The organism is Psychrobacillus psychrotolerans, assembly GCF_900115805.1.
Taxonomy (GTDB): Bacteria; Bacillota; Bacilli; order Bacillales_A; family Planococcaceae; genus Psychrobacillus; species Psychrobacillus psychrotolerans.
On record NZ_FOXU01000010.1, the window covers coordinates 32,949 to 49,174 of the forward strand.

Annotated in this window: 20 protein-coding genes and 1 riboswitch; of the genes, 17 read left to right on the forward strand and 3 right to left on the reverse strand. The window is 35.3% G+C overall.

Annotated elements, in window-relative coordinates:
• Positions 1-82 precede the first annotated feature (82 nt).
• The 5 genes from rpmG (at position 83) to BM260_RS16190 (ending at position 4,404) form a co-directional block, all read left to right on the forward strand.
• Positions 83-232, forward strand: a complete 150-nt coding sequence (gene rpmG / locus BM260_RS16170; protein WP_093538394.1) for a 50S ribosomal protein L33 — start codon at positions 83-85, stop codon at positions 230-232.
• Between the two features lie 59 nt (positions 233-291).
• The gene (locus tag BM260_RS16175; protein ID WP_093538395.1) at positions 292-882 is read left to right on the forward strand and encodes a 5-formyltetrahydrofolate cyclo-ligase; all 591 of its coding nucleotides are present in this window, start codon (positions 292-294) and stop codon (positions 880-882) included.
• Positions 879-1,073: a YqgQ family protein gene (locus BM260_RS16180; RefSeq protein WP_093538396.1), complete on the forward strand. Its 195-nt coding sequence runs from the start codon at positions 879-881 to the stop codon at positions 1,071-1,073. Before BM260_RS16175 ends, BM260_RS16180 begins: the two co-directional genes overlap by 4 nt.
• Positions 1,074-1,298: 225 nt before the next feature.
• Positions 1,299-3,203 (forward strand): LTA synthase family protein, encoded by a 1,905-nt coding sequence (locus BM260_RS16185; protein ID WP_093538397.1) that lies wholly within the window; start codon positions 1,299-1,301, stop codon positions 3,201-3,203.
• A 91-nt stretch (positions 3,204-3,294) separates the two neighbouring features.
• Positions 3,295-4,404, forward strand: coding sequence for a YqgU-like beta propeller domain-containing protein (locus tag BM260_RS16190; RefSeq protein ID WP_093538398.1), 1,110 nt, complete (start codon positions 3,295-3,297; stop codon positions 4,402-4,404).
• 52 nt (positions 4,405-4,456) lie between these two features.
• Here BM260_RS16190 and BM260_RS16195 read toward each other — a convergent pair whose 3' ends face one another.
• Positions 4,457-4,636: a DUF2759 domain-containing protein gene (locus BM260_RS16195; RefSeq protein ID WP_093538399.1), complete on the reverse strand. Its 180-nt coding sequence runs from the start codon at positions 4,634-4,636 to the stop codon at positions 4,457-4,459.
• A gap of 133 nt (positions 4,637-4,769) precedes the next feature.
• On the opposite strand from BM260_RS16195, the gene BM260_RS16200 reads away from it, so the two are divergent.
• On the forward strand, positions 4,770-5,408 hold the full coding sequence (locus BM260_RS16200) for an MBL fold metallo-hydrolase (RefSeq protein WP_093538400.1): 639 nt from the start codon (positions 4,770-4,772) through the stop codon (positions 5,406-5,408).
• An 86-nt stretch (positions 5,409-5,494) separates the two neighbouring features.
• On the opposite strand, the gene BM260_RS16205 is transcribed toward BM260_RS16200, so the two are convergent.
• Entirely contained in the window at positions 5,495-5,737 is a 243-nt protein-coding gene (locus BM260_RS16205; protein ID WP_090563733.1) for a DUF2626 family protein, read from the reverse strand.
• 141 nt (positions 5,738-5,878) lie between these two features.
• On the reverse strand, positions 5,879-6,559 hold the full coding sequence (locus tag BM260_RS16210; RefSeq protein ID WP_093538401.1) for a helix-turn-helix transcriptional regulator: 681 nt from the start codon (positions 6,557-6,559) through the stop codon (positions 5,879-5,881).
• 176 nt (positions 6,560-6,735) lie between these two features.
• Between BM260_RS16210 and comGA the strand changes: the two genes are divergently transcribed.
• The 11 genes from comGA to gcvPB all read left to right on the forward strand — a co-directional run bounded on the left by comGA (position 6,736) and on the right by gcvPB (position 15,398).
• Positions 6,736-7,752: a competence type IV pilus ATPase ComGA gene (gene comGA / locus BM260_RS16215; RefSeq protein WP_093538402.1), complete on the forward strand. Its 1,017-nt coding sequence runs from the start codon at positions 6,736-6,738 to the stop codon at positions 7,750-7,752.
• On the forward strand, positions 7,739-8,797 hold the full coding sequence (comGB, locus tag BM260_RS16220) for a competence type IV pilus assembly protein ComGB (protein ID WP_139219937.1): 1,059 nt from the start codon (positions 7,739-7,741) through the stop codon (positions 8,795-8,797). The genes comGA and comGB overlap by 14 nt, the downstream gene beginning before the upstream one ends.
• A 10-nt stretch (positions 8,798-8,807) precedes the next feature.
• A complete protein-coding gene (gene comGC / locus BM260_RS16225; RefSeq protein WP_093538404.1) occupies positions 8,808-9,122 on the forward strand; it encodes a competence type IV pilus major pilin ComGC in 315 nt (104 codons plus the stop codon).
• Positions 9,115-9,570 carry a competence type IV pilus minor pilin ComGD gene (gene comGD / locus BM260_RS16230; RefSeq protein WP_093538405.1) on the forward strand — a complete coding sequence of 152 codons (456 nt, stop codon included), beginning with the start codon at positions 9,115-9,117 and terminating at the stop codon, positions 9,568-9,570. Before comGC ends, comGD begins: the two co-directional genes overlap by 8 nt.
• Positions 9,560-9,868: a hypothetical protein gene (locus BM260_RS16235; RefSeq protein ID WP_093538406.1), complete on the forward strand. Its 309-nt coding sequence runs from the start codon at positions 9,560-9,562 to the stop codon at positions 9,866-9,868. The genes comGD and BM260_RS16235 overlap by 11 nt, the downstream gene beginning before the upstream one ends.
• Positions 9,865-10,299, forward strand: coding sequence for a competence type IV pilus minor pilin ComGF (gene comGF, locus BM260_RS16240; RefSeq protein WP_175496327.1), 435 nt, complete (start codon positions 9,865-9,867; stop codon positions 10,297-10,299). Before BM260_RS16235 ends, comGF begins: the two co-directional genes overlap by 4 nt.
• A complete protein-coding gene (locus BM260_RS16245) occupies positions 10,280-10,477 on the forward strand; it encodes a hypothetical protein (RefSeq protein WP_093538408.1) in 198 nt (65 codons plus the stop codon). The genes comGF and BM260_RS16245 overlap by 20 nt, the downstream gene beginning before the upstream one ends.
• Positions 10,478-10,591: 114 nt before the next feature.
• Positions 10,592-11,104: a shikimate kinase gene (locus BM260_RS16250; protein WP_093538409.1), complete on the forward strand. Its 513-nt coding sequence runs from the start codon at positions 10,592-10,594 to the stop codon at positions 11,102-11,104.
• Positions 11,105-11,220: 116 nt separating this feature from the next.
• A riboswitch (glycine riboswitch) is annotated at positions 11,221-11,315 on the forward strand.
• Between the two features lie 155 nt (positions 11,316-11,470).
• Positions 11,471-12,574, forward strand: coding sequence for a glycine cleavage system aminomethyltransferase GcvT (gcvT, locus tag BM260_RS16255; RefSeq protein ID WP_093538410.1), 1,104 nt, complete (start codon positions 11,471-11,473; stop codon positions 12,572-12,574).
• Positions 12,575-12,598: 24 nt separating this feature from the next.
• Positions 12,599-13,945: an aminomethyl-transferring glycine dehydrogenase subunit GcvPA gene (gene gcvPA, locus BM260_RS16260; RefSeq protein WP_093538411.1), complete on the forward strand. Its 1,347-nt coding sequence runs from the start codon at positions 12,599-12,601 to the stop codon at positions 13,943-13,945.
• The gene (gcvPB, locus tag BM260_RS16265; protein WP_093538412.1) at positions 13,938-15,398 is read left to right on the forward strand and encodes an aminomethyl-transferring glycine dehydrogenase subunit GcvPB; all 1,461 of its coding nucleotides are present in this window, start codon (positions 13,938-13,940) and stop codon (positions 15,396-15,398) included. The genes gcvPA and gcvPB overlap by 8 nt, the downstream gene beginning before the upstream one ends.
• Positions 15,399-16,226: the final 828 nt, after the last annotated feature.

A 16,226-nucleotide genomic window follows, 5' to 3' on the forward strand; every position in this document is an offset into this window, starting at 1 on the left:
TGATGTATGCTATAATTGGTTAGTCGTATAAATCATGCTCAAGTTTTATATTTAATCCTGACAAAGAGTGGGAGGGACAACCATGCGCGTTAATATTACACTAGCTTGTACAGATTGCGGAGAGCGCAACTATATTTCTAAGAAAAACAAGCGTAACAATCCAGAACGTCTTGAACTTAAAAAATATTGCTCTCGTGATAAAAAAATGACTACTCATAGAGAAACTAAATAATAACCTAAACCAAAACCGATTATGGTTTTGGTTTTTTTCTATTTCTTGGAGGAATATCGATGACTAAGAAAATTATGAGAAATGCGATGAAAAAAAAATTAACCTCTTTGGATCAAGTAGCATATAATAATCAGTCCAAACAAATTGAAGAAAAGTTTTTACAACAAATAGCAGATTCAGATAATACTACAATCGGATTAACAATATCTAGCTTCCCTGAAGTGGATACATGGAGTATAATAAAAGAGTTATGGAGTATAGGAAAAAAAGTAGTAGTACCTAAATGTACACCCATAGATAGATCCATGATATTTTATGAAATACAAAGTTTTGACCAATTAGAACGAGTTTATATGCATTTACTTGAACCAAATCCGCTGAAAACCAAAGCAGTTGCTTCCCAAAACATCGATTTACTCGTCGTACCTGGAATAGTTTATAGTCAACAAGGCTACCGCATTGGATATGGTGGAGGCTATTATGATCGTTTCTTAACGAAATTTAAGGGAGATACTTTATCATTGGCATTTGATATACAAGTTGTTAATGATGTTGAATACGATGTATTTGATCTACCCGTTAATAAGATAATTACACCAACGAATATTTTTCAATGCAAACAGATTCGTGAGAAGGATGAAATAGTATGAATTCAGTATACGACGTTATGCAACTTTTAAAACGATTTGGAATATATGTCTACACGAAAGATCGTTTAGCCGATTTAGAAATGATGGAAGATGAAATAAGAGAGCTATATAAAATGCAAATGATTGAGTCGAAAGACTTTCAAATAGCTATATTATTATTGAAACAAGAGCAAAGTAGGAGCAAGATTTAAAGGACATCAGAGGCGATTAAGCTCTGATGTTTTATGTTTTTATAAATAAGTGAAACTTTTTACGGGTTGAATCCGTCTTATATAGGGTATGGTATAAAAGACTTGTACAATTCTATCATAATCATTGTTCTTTTTTATTGATTTATTGTTAAGAAAGGATTAAGATAAGTTCTGTTACTTTGAAATAATTATAAAATATAGATTGAAAAAGGGGAGGGTGTAGGCATGATGAAAAAAAATTGGCCAACACATTCTATTCTAATTCTTGCTATTGTGGCAACTTGGATAAAAACATATATTGTTTACCACACCAGCTTTGACATGGATATTGAAAATACGATGCAACAAGTGATACTCTTTTTAAACCCGCTTAGTTTTTTACTATTTATCTATGGAATTTCATTGTTCTTTAAGAGTCCTAAAGCTAGAAATAGATATATAGTAATTACAAGCATAATACTTTCTGCTATTGTATATGCCAATGCGGTGTTTTACCGTTTTTTCACGGACTTCATTACAATACCAGTACTATTTCAAACAAGTAATTTTGGTGACTTAGGTTCATCTGCAGCTGAAAGTATCTTTTTGACTGATATCTTCTATTTCACAGATGTTGCAATCATCATTATTGCATTGAAGTGGTTGAAAATCGGAGCAGAGGTTAAGCTAGTTAAACCAGCTGTTAGAAGAGCATATTTTGTTATAACTGCAGCAATTTTATTTTTAAACTTAGGTTTATCTGAAATTGAACGACCACAACTATTAACAAGAAGTTTTGATCGTGAAATGCTTGTAAAGAATATTGGTCCATATAATTATCATTTATATGATATTTATATCCAATCTAAATCACATGCGCAAAGAGCGCTCGCTGATGGTAGTGAATTAGTAGAAGTAAATAACTATGTTCGTTCTAACCAAGTAGATGCAAATGAAAAAATGTACGGAGTAGCTAAAGATCGTAATTTAATCGTTGTTTCGATGGAGTCCTTACAATCTTTCGTTATTAATAATGATATGAATGGTCATGAAGTAACACCGTTCTTAAATTCATTAACGCAGGATAAAGACACATATTATTTCTCTAACTTTTATCATCAAACGGGCTTAGGGAAAACGTCTGACTCTGAGTTCTTACTAGAAAATTCACTATATCCACTTGGTGGAGGAGCGGTATTCTTTACTCATAGTGGGAATACATTCCATTCGATGGCGGAAAGCTTAGGCGAAGAAGGATATTATACAAATGTATTACATCCTAATAACAAAAGTTTCTGGAATCGCGATATAATGTACAGAGCATTGGATATCCAAAAGTATTATGATGAACAAAGTTATGTTGTGAATGAAGAGGATGCAGTTAACTGGGGTATGAAGGATATACCTTTCGTAGAACAATCAGTTGATTTGATGGCAGATATGCCTCAGCCGTTTTATTCTCGTTTAATCACCTTAACAAATCATCATCCATTTACACTGGATGAAGAGGATAAGTTGATACCTGAATATGATTCCAACTCAAATACACTTAATAGATATTTCCAATCGGTTCGTTATATGGACGAAGCTTTGAAAGTGTTCTTTGAAGATCTAAAAGAAAAAGGTTTATATGATAATTCTATTATTGTTATGTATGGGGATCATTATGGTATTTCTGAAAATCATAACAAAGCAATGGAGCAATATTTAGAAAAAGAAATTACACCATACGAATCAGCGAAACTTCAACGTGTTCCACTATTCGTTCACATTCCAAATAGTGGCGAGGGTAAAGAAATGACCGAAACGTCTGGTCAAATTGATTTACGACCTACGATATTACATGCTTTAGGTGTAGAAACTTCAAAAGATATGCAACTTGGTGCAGATATGTTCTCTGAAGAACATGAAGAATTTGTTGTGTTCCGTGATGGTGGATTTGTAACAGATAAGTTTGTTTATGCTGGTAATGCTTGCTATGATAATGCGACAGGGCTACAGATTGAAATAGATAGCTGTCAGCCATATATAGATAGAGCAACGCAAGAACTTGGCTATTCCGATCAAATTATTAATGGTGATCTATTACGCTTTTATGATTTGAAAACAGGAAACTTGTTGTTAGATGAAGCAATAAAAGAAGACAAATAAGCTAAAGCACAGACATATTTTTTGTCTGTGCTTTTTCTTTGAAACAAAATGAATTTAAATTCGTCTAATACGTTGTGAAGGGGGGAGTAGGTTGAAAAAAACTTTGATGTTATTACTTTGTATAGGATTCCTGCAAGGTTGTAGCGAGAAGGAATCTGGCAATGATACAGTAAGACAAGATGTTGATAGTGAAATACGAGCAGATAGTGCTGAAGTAGGGAAATTAGCTAATCCAGTTAAACCTTCCATATTGTTGGATAATAATGCCTTCCATAGTGTGGTAGGGTGGATGTCCAATGATGAAATAGTTTTTGTTATTGTTGAAAAAGGACAATGGATGATTAGAACTTATACTGTATCAACGGCTAGTTGGAGAACGATTTATTCTACAACTACTCCTATTATTCAAGCTACCATTCATCCTTCAAAAGAAATGATTTTATTACATACTTCTAAAGATTCATCCTCTGCAGAAATTCAATTTTTACATAAAAATGGTTATATTATTCAGAGCCTTTCGTTTGAATCGGCAGAAATTTATATGGATTGGCATCCCACTAATCCGAATTTAGTTGTGTTCTCTACATTTTATGAGGACTGGACTTATAATACATTTGTATATGACGGCGCTACTCAAGATTTAACATCGATCGAAATAGAAAATCCGTTTGTGAAATGGTATGATGAAGAGAATTTAATGGTATTTAGATGGTCGGATTCTGCCTTAGATGGAAGTGAACTTTTCCTTTACTCGAACATAGATGGGACTCTGAAAAGTACTGGTGAAGAAAAGATATTGGATGTGACGAACATAGGGGAAGCTCTGCTATATGTTCAAATAAACGAAGAGAACAAACAATTTGAATATCGTTTGGAAGAGAATAATGGTAAAAGAGAATTTAAATGGGCAACGCCAGCAGTCTCTAATTACTCTGAGTGGGTTATTCCTTCTTTTTCAATCGTTTCTCCACAAGAATTACTGTTATTAAACGCTAAAGAATCTCGTAATCAGGATGATCCAAGTCAAAAAAGTATACTATCGAAGATTTCTTTAGGGGGTCAAAACATATTAGGTGAAGTAGAGGAACAATCTATTACGTGCTCACCCAATGCTAATATTTGTTTGGGTGGTTATACAAAAGATAATTGGATTCAAATAGAGCCGCTAAAAGTTGAGAAGTGGATTTATTTAAATGAATAGAAAAAAGCTGCTGTACATATAAAAAATGTACAGCAGCTTTTTTAATTACGTTTTAGTGTAAGCTTGGTGGGAAACCTTGTTGCACAATTGTCATGACAGTAAAGAAGCCAAATACAGCCAATGTACCAAAGTTAAATAGAACACCTAAAACATTCTTTTCTTTAAAAGCTTGATAAGTACCAACTACAGCTAAAAATGTAACTAGTCCAAAAATAACCATTAATAAGTTCATAAAAGACACTCCTTTCGACATCAGAAAATGAATGTCGCATTTGCATATTTCTCTTCTATTGTAATTCTAATTTGAAGTTTTGTCGAGTAGAAAAGTGGTGAATTATCGTATAAGATTAGAAAGAGGTGATTTTATGTTAAACGTTCGAACTTATCCGTTAGGTTATATTCAAACAAATTGTTATATTGTTTCAAATGCTACGAAACAATGCTTAATTTTTGATCCGGGGGGAGAAGGAGACAAGTTAATTAGTGAGCTTCATCGATTAAAGATGAACCCGTTGGCGATTATATTAACCCATGCACATTTTGATCATATTGGAGCCGTCGACCAAGTGAGAGACAGTTTTAACATCCCAGTGTATATCCATACTTCTGAGAAAAAGTGGTTAGTGGATCCGATTAAAAATGGTTCAGCCAAATATGCAGAAATCCCATCTATTATTTGCAAAGAGGCAGATGTATTGTTGAATAAGGAGTCAGAGTTAAAAATTGGTGATTTTCAGATGAAGTTAATACATACTCCCGGGCATTCGCCAGGTAGTTTAACGTATTATTTTAAAGACGATGACTTTGCGATTGTGGGGGATACGCTTTTTCAAAATAGTATCGGTCGGACAGACCTTCCAGGGGGTAATGAATCCGAACTTTTGAAGGCTATTCATACAAAACTGCTTACATTACCTGAAACCACTCTAGTTTATCCAGGACACGGTTCATCCACTACTATTGAAGCAGAAATGGAATCGAATCCGTTCTTAAATGGTTTTTAAAAGGTTCACATAGTTTTACCCTTTTAGTTGGAGAAAATACACAAAAAGCAGCTCATTGAAGTGAGCTGCTTTTTGGTGAACAATTATTAATGTCCCGCACCTGGTACGTGCATGAATGTCGTGTAATATGTAAAACCTGCGAAGAAGAACATTAAGTAAGCTCCGAAGATGTACATATACATACGTTCCGAAAGGTTTAAAAACCCTAAAAGAAGGAATAATCCCGTATTTGCTAAAAATAGTAAAGAAGCTTCTGTCATATCACCTAAATAAAACATAACTGCAAAAATCCCTGTCCAGAAAGCCATTACTTTATACATATTGCCCATTTGTAGTCCCTCCTTTTACAACCATACAAATAATTCTCATATTTATTATAAATGAAAGTGATCGTACATGTAAACTGATTATTAGTTTTCTTTACACATTATACTCTCTATTGTCACAAATATGTATTATCTATGCTTTCATTATAGGACTTCTATTTGATATACGCAATTGCTACATTGTTTTTGTTTACTTTCAAGCTGAATAAATTCGTTATTTGGGAACAAAGCATCAAACTGGCCTTTTAAAAATGATTCGTGAATACTGCAAATAATATGGGGATGATTAGTTAGTTGACCTTTAAAAGGACAATTAAAAATAGAGAATGTAATAATTTGTTTATCGTCTTTTTTTTCGATATTTGGGATATATCCTACAGCGAGAGCAGCAGCAGATAGTAATTCTATTTTTTGGTCGAAGCTTTGATCGTTTATTTTGGCCTGTTGCATAGAATCGTATCCCGAAGTATAACTAATATTTTTTGCTTTTTCGAGCGCTTCTGTACCCATTGTTTCCACTAACTCTAATAACCAGCCTAGTAACAAATGATTTTCTTGTTTTGGAAAACTTAACTGAATAGGTTGATCTGCAACGGTATATACACGCGCTGGTCTACCGCCTTTTTTGTTGTACAGTAACTCCGAGGTAATTAATTTAGTTTCATTTAGCTTGGTTAAATGTAATCTTGCAACATTAGGGTGTATGCCGAATCGATCTGCAATTTGCTGCACATTTACTGATTGTACTTGCTTAACAATATACAAATAAATTGAATACCTAGTTTCGTCCGCTAAAGCATTAGTTAGCTGTAAAGTATTTGGCACACAATTACCTTCTTTCTTCTATTAGTTATTATTATAATCAATCACATAAGAATAATAAAATAATTATAATATAACAGAAAATTTAAAAAACTACTTCCAATTTTAGATGTAAGCCAGTATAATAATCGGTACAAGCTGTTTTGCGGTCACAACTTGTATCTGGGGAAAGGAAAATTATGCAACAAGTAGAAAATGTTATTGAAGAAAAATGCTTTCGACTACTTAGAAAAGCTCATAAATTCGGTGCTTCCGATTTACACATGATTCCTAACGAAGATAGTTATACTTATTTTTTTAAAAAGAATTCTCAAATGTTTGAAGCGGGTAAGCTACCATTGAACATTGGAGAACGCATCATCTCATTCTTCAAGTTTCTCTCCTCTCTTGATATCAGCGAAAAAAGAAAACCACAAAGCGGTTCCTTTCAACAAGTATTTAACTCTCATAAATTCTCATTTCGTGTGTCTACACTTCCCTCCATTTTTAGCAAGGAAAGTATGGTAATTCGTCTCCAACAACATGACAACGCTAAAATTATTCATTCCCTCTCTCTGTTTAGAGATGCAACAGAAAAAATTGTAGAACTTGCCAATAATCGTCAAGGTTTGATCTTATTTGTAGGTCCTACAGGCTCTGGAAAATCCACCACTATGTATTCACTCACCAAATATTGTTCAGAAAATTTAAATCGACATGTCATTTCGTTAGAAGACCCAGTCGAGAATAGCCAGTCCCATTTACTTCAAATTCAAGTGAATGAACGGTCTGGAGTGACTTATTCGACTGGTCTAAAGGCTATATTACGCCACTCACCAGACGTTATTATGATAGGAGAAATTAGAGACGAGTCCACAGCTAAAGCAGCAATTCAAGCAGCGCTCACAGGCCATCTTGTCGTTTCAACTATTCATGCAAAGGACGGTGTGGGATCTCTTTATCGTCTTATCGATCTAGGGGTAACCTCAGAAGAGCTAAAGCAAACAATTACCGGTATTGTTACGCAAAGATTAGTTATTGCATCAAAAAGCAGTGAATCTGAATTATCCGCAGTTTTTGAGATTCTATCTGATGATTTGTTAGAGGAAGCATTTCAATCTATGTATATTGGTAAAACTTATCATATTCCCTATCAATTTTCTTTATCCTACCAAATAGAGAGAGGGGTTAGAGAAGGTGTTATTGAAAAAGGTTAAAGCTTATTTGGAAAGGAAGCAACAAACAATTCCTCCAAAAATGCATTCCTCTTTTTTGAGTAGATTAAGTGATCTCTTAAAGGAAGGTTATACCTTTCATGAATCCATTACTATGTTGTTGCCCTTTCATGTGAAAGACTCACATACTGTTAGTAAAAGAATTACGGATGTACAACGAAATGGATTAAATGTGGTCGATGTATTTAAATTATTAGGTTTTCCAAATAGATTATTGTTGCCATTGAACCTCGCTTCTGTACATGGTCAATTACAACAGACGATTACTGTATTAAGCATAAATACTGCCTTTTTTGAAGGTGCCAAGAAACGTCTAAATAACTTATTGATGTATCCTATCTTTTTGTTTTCAATCCTATTTTTATTGTTTACGATGTTTAGAATTTACTTCATGCCTAATATGGAATCGTTGATTGGTTCAAGGGGAAATGAGTCTTCGGATAATTCTTTAGCTTGGACAGGTTATCTTCTACAAATGCCAAATATATTTATCTTCGCAGCAATAATTGGATTCAGTTTGATTATTTTATCCTATCTTGCCATACAAAGACTTTCATTAGAGAAGCAACTCCAAATTTATTTGAAATTACCAATTGTGAAAAGTTGGTATCGATTGCTTCTTACAAGAGTATTTGCAAGAGAAATGGGTGGACTATTGGAGAGTGGCATGTCGTTACAACAATCATTTGAAGCACTTAACTACCAAAAGGAGCATCAAGTTCTTCGCTATATCGGGGAACAGATGAAAGACAAGGTAGTACATGGTGAATCATTCTCACAGGCCGTGTTCCTTTTAGATTCATTCACAACCGAATTATTTTATTTTGTTGTACATGGTGAAAATAGTGGTTATTTAGGAAGAGAACTATCTCTCTATAGTGAGTTTCTTAGTCAAGAAATAGAAAGTAAGCTATCTCGCTATATAAGTATAGTTCAACCAACGTTATTTTTAATATTAGCGATATTCATCATTGGTGCTTACTTGGCTATATTATTGCCTATTTATAACATGATTAATATTGTATAAAGGAGATATTATGAGAAAATTACTGAAAAATAACAGAGGCTTCACTTTAGTTGAAATGATGATAGTTTTGCTGATTATTTCTGTATTAATCCTTATTTCTATTCCAAATGTAACAAAGCATTCTGCAAGTATCGATGAAAAAAGTTGTCAAGCCTTTGTCAAAATGTTGGAGGGCCAAATTGCGGCTTATAAAATGGATCATAAGAAAATACCTACACTAGTGGAACTTGAAGAAGGAGATTATTTACCAGACAAAAACACAAAATGTCCTAATGGGGACAACATTACGATCAATTCCACAACAGGGAAAGTGACTAGTGGCTAACTTCGTACAGTATAAGTTTAAGTCTGACGAGAAGGGATTCACAATAATCGAGATGTTGCTTGTTTTATCAATCGTTATGGTTGTTTCTTCTTCAGTCATTTTATTGTCAGCATCTAAGCTGGAGGAAATGGAGGAAGAGAGATTTTATAAGCAACTGCATTTAGATATCCAGAGAATTCAAGCAATCTCTATAGGAGAAAACAAATATACCTATATTTATTTTATTAACAATCGAAGGAGTTACCAAGCAAGATCGGCTAATGTCATATTGTTTGAAAAAGAATTACCGAGGAATATGCAATTAGCAGATGAGAGTACGATCAAAACTATTTCCTTTCATCCAAATGGTAATCTTAACAATTTTGGAAACTTATTATTTGAAACAGAAAGAGGGGAGAAGCGAATAACTCTATATATAGGTAGAGGTGTTATAAATTATGAAAAATAGTGAAGGCTTTTCTTGGCCAGAAACAGTTTTATCTTTGAGTATCATATTTATCATTACTACGACAATTTTACCGTTTCTAAATTATATGGTTGTGCATTTAGAAGATAAAAAAAGAGATTATCATTCATCGCTAGTTATGTATGAAGTTTCAAAGATGTATACCATAGAAAATATGAAAACTGGAGGTATGCAAGTGAATAAGATAATGTATTCATATGAAATTAGTAGCGAATCAATTTGTATAGACTATGATGGGATGCAGGAAAAGAAACATAAATGTGTTTCCCTTATCAAATGAAAATTCGAGATCAGTCAGGATACACTTTACTGGAGGGGATTCTCCATTTAGCAGTATTTATGCTATTCGCTCAGGTAGTGGCTGGCACTATGTGGTGGATGACGAACGCCGAAGCAAATGTGACAGATACGACAGAAACAGAATGGGCTTTGTTCATCCAATATGCAGATTCGTATTTAACCGAAGTAGACTCCATCGCTGTTCATGATAATTCGAAAGGAATTACGATTGAAAAAAATGAAATGAAATACAAATTGGAATCCTATCAAAACGTTATTCGCAAAACAAAAAATATGGACGGTCACGAGCATATGTTAGTTAATATTGAATCTTTTTTTGTTGAAGTGATAGGAAACTCACTACGAATGCGAGTGGTTTTTTTAAATGATGTAGAAAAGGAGCATGTTTTTTATGTCACATATGCTAGGTAATGAAAGAGGAGTATTTTTTCCGGCTGTAGTTATTCTTTTAATGGTTGTGACAATCTTCTTGCTGTCTATTACTGCTGCTTATCAATCCAAATATCAGACGTATACTGCTTTAGAAATGTTTTATACAGGTGCAGCCATCGAAAAAATAGAGCTGTCCCATCGACAAAATTCGCAATAGTTGTTCATAGGGCTATTTTTATAGTTGTAATAAAAAAAGCCACTCACTATAATAAAGAATAACTTGATGGTGTTGCGGCGCCGAGAAAATTGGAATTTAGTGAGTTGGTGAATCATGTATAAGGTATATTTAGTAGGATTTATGGGAAGTGGTAAAAGTGCAATCGGTAGAAGATTGAGCTTTTTCTTAAAAATGCCTTATTACGATATGGATAAGGAAATTGTTAGATTACAAAATAGAACAATCCCTGAGATTTTTGAACAAGAAGGCGAAGCGTACTTTCGAAAAGTAGAGACAGATTTTCTTGAGAATTTCCGAAACGAATCTTGTATCATTTCGACAGGTGGTGGCGTTGCCATGAGCGAAAAAAATATTGAAGTGATGCGAAGAACTGGGCTTGTATTATATTTAGATGCCACTTTTGAAGATATTTGGATGAGAATTAAAAACGACAAAAATAGACCGATTGTGCAAAACAGTACAAAGGAAGAATTAGAAAGATTGTATAGAACGAGGAGATGGTTCTATAAAAAGGCTGCACATATTTCAATTCGAACAGAACATAGACCTCTTAGACAAATTACAGAGTATGCAGGATATCAAGTGAATAGGCTTAAAGGCGAATGAAATCTTAATAATATCCTAGTAATGTTCGTGTTTTACTAATTTTATCAAAAAGTATTGCTTCTGAATTACTTGAATGTTAGGATATAGACAAAGAGTGAGTTATACAGATATCGCGGATGATTATATGGGGAGAGAACGTACTAGCTGCGTCGCCGAAGGAGCAAGTAATGAAAATTATGAATCTCTCAGGCAAAAGAACTCGTATAGGACGCAACTCTGGAGAGCGCTTTCGTTTATCCTACGTAAAGCCACCAAAGAGGAAAGCCATTTTTGGTAAACTTTCAGGTCCCAGGACAGAGAACCCTTGTTTTTCCAAAGGGGTTTTTCTGTCCTTTTTTGTATGGAAATGTGAAGGAGGAGATTATTTTGGCAGAACAGTTGAAACGAACACCTTTATTTGATGTATATGCAAATTACGGAGGAAAGACGATTGACTTTGGAGGTTGGGAGTTACCAGTACAATTCTCTAGCATTAAGGCGGAGCACGAGGCAGTGAGAACGAAAGCGGGATTGTTTGATGTTTCTCATATGGGTGAAATTATCTTAACGGGCACAGATAGTGAAGAATATCTTCAAAAGATTATGACGAATGATGTCTCCAAATTAGTAAAAGGCCAGGCTCAATACACAGCTATGTGTTATAAGGACGGCGGAATAGTCGACGATTTGTTAATTTACAAAATGGATGACAATCATTATCTTCTAGTTGTAAATGCTGGGAATATTGAAAAAGATTTTAACTGGATGCAGGAAAATGCTTCAGGTGATGTAACATTAGTAAATAAATCAGAAGATTATGGTTTACTTGCTTTACAAGGTCCGTCAGCGCAAGGCATTTTACAAAAGCTGACTACTCAAAATTTAGACGAAATAGGATTCTTCCGTTTTGCAAATAATGTCGATGTCGCGGGTAAAGATGTAATTGTGTCTCGAACTGGCTATACAGGCGAAGATGGATTTGAACTATATGCATCTGCAAAAGATTTAACAGACCTATGGAGTAGTATTTTAGATGCTGGAACCGAAGAAGGTATATTACCCTGTGGTTTAGGTGCGCGTGATACTTTACGTTTTGAAGCCTGTTTACCACTGTATGGTCAAGAACTGACAAAAGATATTTCACCACTTGAAGCTAATATCGGTTTTGTTGTGAAACTTAAAAAAGAACAAGACTTCAATGGTAAATCCATATTGCTTGAACAAAAAGAGAACGGTGTACAAAGGAAGAGTATTGGAATCGAAATGATAGATAAAGGAATTCCTCGTACGGGATATCCAGTATTTGTAGATAATAAGCAAATTGGTCATGTAACATCTGGTACACAATCACCTACATTGAAGAAAAATATTGGTTTAGCTTTAATTAACGCAACATTTGCTGAACTTGGGCAAGAGGTCGAAATTGAGATAAGAAATAAACGATTAAAAGCAATTACAATAGCAACTCCGTTTTATAAAAGAGAAAAATAAGACTTAGAAAGAGGTTGTACATTGATGAAGCATCGTTATTTACCAATGACTGAGCAAGATCAAAAAGAAATGTTAGATGTAATTGGCATTTCTGCAATTGATGAATTGTTTGCAGACATTCCTGAAAAAGTTCGTTTTAAAGGTGAGTACAATATTAAACCTGCAAAAGCAGAATCTGCTCTATTGAAAGAATTGAGCCAGCTTGCTGCAAAAAATGCTGACAGTAAACAATATGCTTCCTTTTTAGGTGCTGGTGTTTATGATCATTTCAAGCCAATTATTGTAGATCATGTTATTTCTAGATCAGAGTTTTATACTGCCTATACTCCGTATCAACCTGAAATCTCTCAAGGTGAACTTCAAGCAATTTTTGAATTTCAAACGATGATTTGTGAACTAACAGGAATGGACCTTGCGAATTCTTCTATGTATGACGGTGGTACGGCACTAGCAGAAGCGGGCAACCTTGCTGCAGCTCATACGCGTCGCAAAAAGCTACTCGTATCAGAAGCAACACACCCAGAATATATAGATGTGGTGAAGGTGTATGCAAAAGGACAAAATATTGAAGTAGTTACAGTGCCAATGAAAGATGGAGTAACTGATTTGATAAAATTAGAAGAATTAGTAGATGAGGATACTGCTGGAGTAATGGTTCAATATCCTAATTTCTTTGGACAAATAGAGGATTTAGCAAAAGTAGAGCAATTAACCCATGCGCAAAATGCCTTGTTCATTGTTTCGGCCAATCCGTTAGCGCTTGGTGTCTTAACACCCCCCGGTAAATTTGGAGCAGATATTACAGTTGGAGATGCGCAAGTATTCGGGATTTCCGAAGCTTTTGGTGGTCCACACTGTGGGTTCTTTGCAGTAAGCACTAAGCTTATGCGTAAAGTTCCAGGTCGTTTAGTAGGTGAAACAACAGATGAGGAAGGTCGTCGTGGTTATGTACTAACTTTACAGGCCCGCGAACAGCATATCCGCCGCGATAAAGCTACATCCAATATTTGTTCAAATCAGGCATTAAACGCACTTGCAGCTTCCGTTGCGATGACAGCACTTGGTAAAAAAGGTGTTAAAGAAATGGCAACTCAAAATATTGTAAAAACACATTATGCAAAACAATCCTTTGAAAAAGCAGGATTCGAAGTGCCGTATCAAGGTGCGCATTTTAACGAAATTGTTGTAAAAGTAAATGGTTCCGTGGCAGATGCAAATAAAGTACTTCTTGAAAAAGGAATGATCGGTGGATTTGATCTAGGACGAGTGAACGCAGATCTTAAAAACCATGTATTAATTGCTGTTACAGAGCAGCGTACGAAAGAAGAAATAGATGCACTCGTGCAAGAAATGGGGGCTCTTCATGCATAAAGATAATCAACCACTAATTTTTGAAATTACGAAAGAGGGTCGTGTAGGTTATAACCTACCTGAACTAGATGTACCTGAGGTAGATTTATCAACTCTATTACCAGAAGGTATGCAGCGCGTGGAAGAAGCTGAATTGCCGGAAGTATCCGAACTAGATATTATGCGTCATTATACGGCTTTATCTAACCGAAATCATGGGGTGGATACAGGATTCTATCCGCTTGGTTCTTGTACGATGAAGTATAATCCCAAAATTAACGAATCAGTTGCACGTTTCCCTGGGTTTGCGAATATTCATCCATTACAAGATGAGGCTTCTGTTCAAGGCGCAATGGAGTTAATGTACGATCTTCAGGAACATTTGATCGAAATCACTGGGATGGATGAAGTGACACTTCAACCAGCTGCAGGTGCACATGGAGAATGGACTGCGCTCATGATGATTCGTGCCTTCCATGAAGCAAATGGGGATACCCAGCGTACAAAAGTAATTGTACCTGACTCAGCGCATGGAACGAATCCTGCTTCCGCAACAGTTGCAGGTTTCGAAACGATTACCGTCAAATCAAATGAGGAAGGCTTAGTAGATTTGGAAGATTTACGTCGTGTAGTAGGTCCAGATACTGCTGCGTTGATGTTAACTAATCCTAATACATTAGGTTTATTCGAAGAAACAATATTAGAATTAGCAGAGATTATCCACGGTGTGGGTGGTAAATTGTATTATGACGGTGCAAACTTAAATGCCGTTATGTCAAAAGCACGTCCTGGAGATATGGGCTTTGACTGTGTTCACTTAAACTTGCATAAAACTTTCACAGGTCCACATGGCGGCGGAGGTCCTGGTTCAGGTCCAGTTGGAGTTAAGGCTGATTTAATACCGTTCTTACCAAGCCCGGTACTGGTAAAAGAGGATGACAAATATACATTTGACTATAACCGTCCGCAAACAATTGGAAGAGTTAAACCATTCTACGGAAACTTCGGTATAAATGTTCGTGCCTATACGTATATTCGTTCAATGGGTCCTGATGGTCTTAAAGCTGTAACAGAGTACGCTGTATTGAATGCAAACTATATGATGAGACGATTAGAGGGACATTTCGATCTTCCTTATAACCGCCATTGTAAGCATGAATTCGTACTAAGTGGTCGTCGCCAAAAGAAACTGGGCGTTCGTACGCTAGATATGGCCAAACGTTTGCTTGACTTTGGTTATCATCCACCTACAATCTACTTCCCATTGAATGTAGAAGAGGGTATGATGATCGAGCCAACAGAAACGGAGTCAAAAGAAACTTTGGATGCATTCTGTGATGCAATGATTCAAATTGCCAAAGAAGTAGAAGAAAATCCAGAAATCGTTCAAAATGCTCCTCATACTACAGTTATTAACCGTTTAGATGAAACAAAAGCTGCGCGTAAGCCGGTATTAAGATATATAAAAGCATAAAAGAAAAAGGGTGTGATTCTTCCAGGATCACACCCTTTCAGACTGTAGATAAACTTAATTTTAGATGTATAGAGTTGCATATTAAACTCGGCAATGCTCACCACTTCGCTTTCCGTGGGCTTGGCTTCAGCCTCCTCGTCACTACGAAAAACATATGCTCCTGCGGTTACTCGTCGCAAAGACATTGGTCAAACAAAGTTCGACCAATGTCTTTCCTGCGGGGTCTTCAGCTCAAGCTATTCCCACAGGAGTCTTCGTGGTGGACCTTGCCTTATATACAGTTCCAATAGAGTATGCAATATCTTACTTTTAATAGGATGAATAAAACCCTTATGAATATTTATTACTATTCATAACCGTTTATAAAAATACCTTTGTCGTCAAACTGAAAGGGTGTGATTCTTCCAGGATCACACCCTTTTAGTTGTATCTATTAGTACTTTCAATTGCTGATAAAACACTTAATATGTTTCTAACTATCACACCCAACCTATATTGAGTCCGGCTTTTCTTTTCGAGCATGTAAACATATTCCTTTGAAGGACAAACTACTCTATTAAAATATAAAATTCTTATTGTAACTTTATATCCATATACGTATACTATGACTGTAAACTAAAAACTTTACAGGTGTAAAGACAACTATGTTTGATTAGTAATGACAGAAAACGAAAGGCTCAACTTCTGAGGGTAGTTGGGTTCAGTTTATGTTCATGTTGGTCCTAATCGACGTTGGTATCTCTTATTCTTTATTTAAGTTCTAGTATTGGGTTATTGCTAGAGAAAGAAGAGTATGCTTGCTTTTTAGCCTATAAAGGATTAGTTTCG

Bases quoted from the DNA above. Each gene is read 5' to 3' on its own strand.
- rpmG (WP_093538394.1), top strand. From the start codon at position 83: ATGCGCGTTAATATTACACTAGCTTGTACAGATTGCGGAGAGCGCAAC.
- BM260_RS16175 (WP_093538395.1), top strand. From the start codon at position 292: ATGACTAAGAAAATTATGAGAAATGCGATGAAAAAAAAATTAACCTCT.
- BM260_RS16180 (WP_093538396.1), top strand. From the start codon at position 879: ATGAATTCAGTATACGACGTTATGCAACTTTTAAAACGATTTGGAATA.
- BM260_RS16185 (WP_093538397.1), top strand. From the start codon at position 1,299: ATGATGAAAAAAAATTGGCCAACACATTCTATTCTAATTCTTGCTATT.
- BM260_RS16195 (WP_093538399.1), bottom strand. From the start codon at position 4,636: ATGAACTTATTAATGGTTATTTTTGGACTAGTTACATTTTTAGCTGTA.
- BM260_RS16200 (WP_093538400.1), top strand. From the start codon at position 4,770: ATGTTAAACGTTCGAACTTATCCGTTAGGTTATATTCAAACAAATTGT.
- BM260_RS16205 (WP_090563733.1), bottom strand. From the start codon at position 5,737: ATGGGCAATATGTATAAAGTAATGGCTTTCTGGACAGGGATTTTTGCA.
- comGA (WP_093538402.1), top strand. From the start codon at position 6,736: ATGCAACAAGTAGAAAATGTTATTGAAGAAAAATGCTTTCGACTACTT.
- comGC (WP_093538404.1), top strand. From the start codon at position 8,808: ATGAGAAAATTACTGAAAAATAACAGAGGCTTCACTTTAGTTGAAATG.
- BM260_RS16235 (WP_093538406.1), top strand. From the start codon at position 9,560: ATGAAAAATAGTGAAGGCTTTTCTTGGCCAGAAACAGTTTTATCTTTG.
- comGF (WP_175496327.1), top strand. From the start codon at position 9,865: ATGAAAATTCGAGATCAGTCAGGATACACTTTACTGGAGGGGATTCTC.
- BM260_RS16245 (WP_093538408.1), top strand. From the start codon at position 10,280: ATGTCACATATGCTAGGTAATGAAAGAGGAGTATTTTTTCCGGCTGTA.
- BM260_RS16250 (WP_093538409.1), top strand. From the start codon at position 10,592: ATGTATAAGGTATATTTAGTAGGATTTATGGGAAGTGGTAAAAGTGCA.
- gcvPA (WP_093538411.1), top strand. From the start codon at position 12,599: ATGAAGCATCGTTATTTACCAATGACTGAGCAAGATCAAAAAGAAATG.
- gcvPB (WP_093538412.1), top strand. From the start codon at position 13,938: ATGCATAAAGATAATCAACCACTAATTTTTGAAATTACGAAAGAGGGT.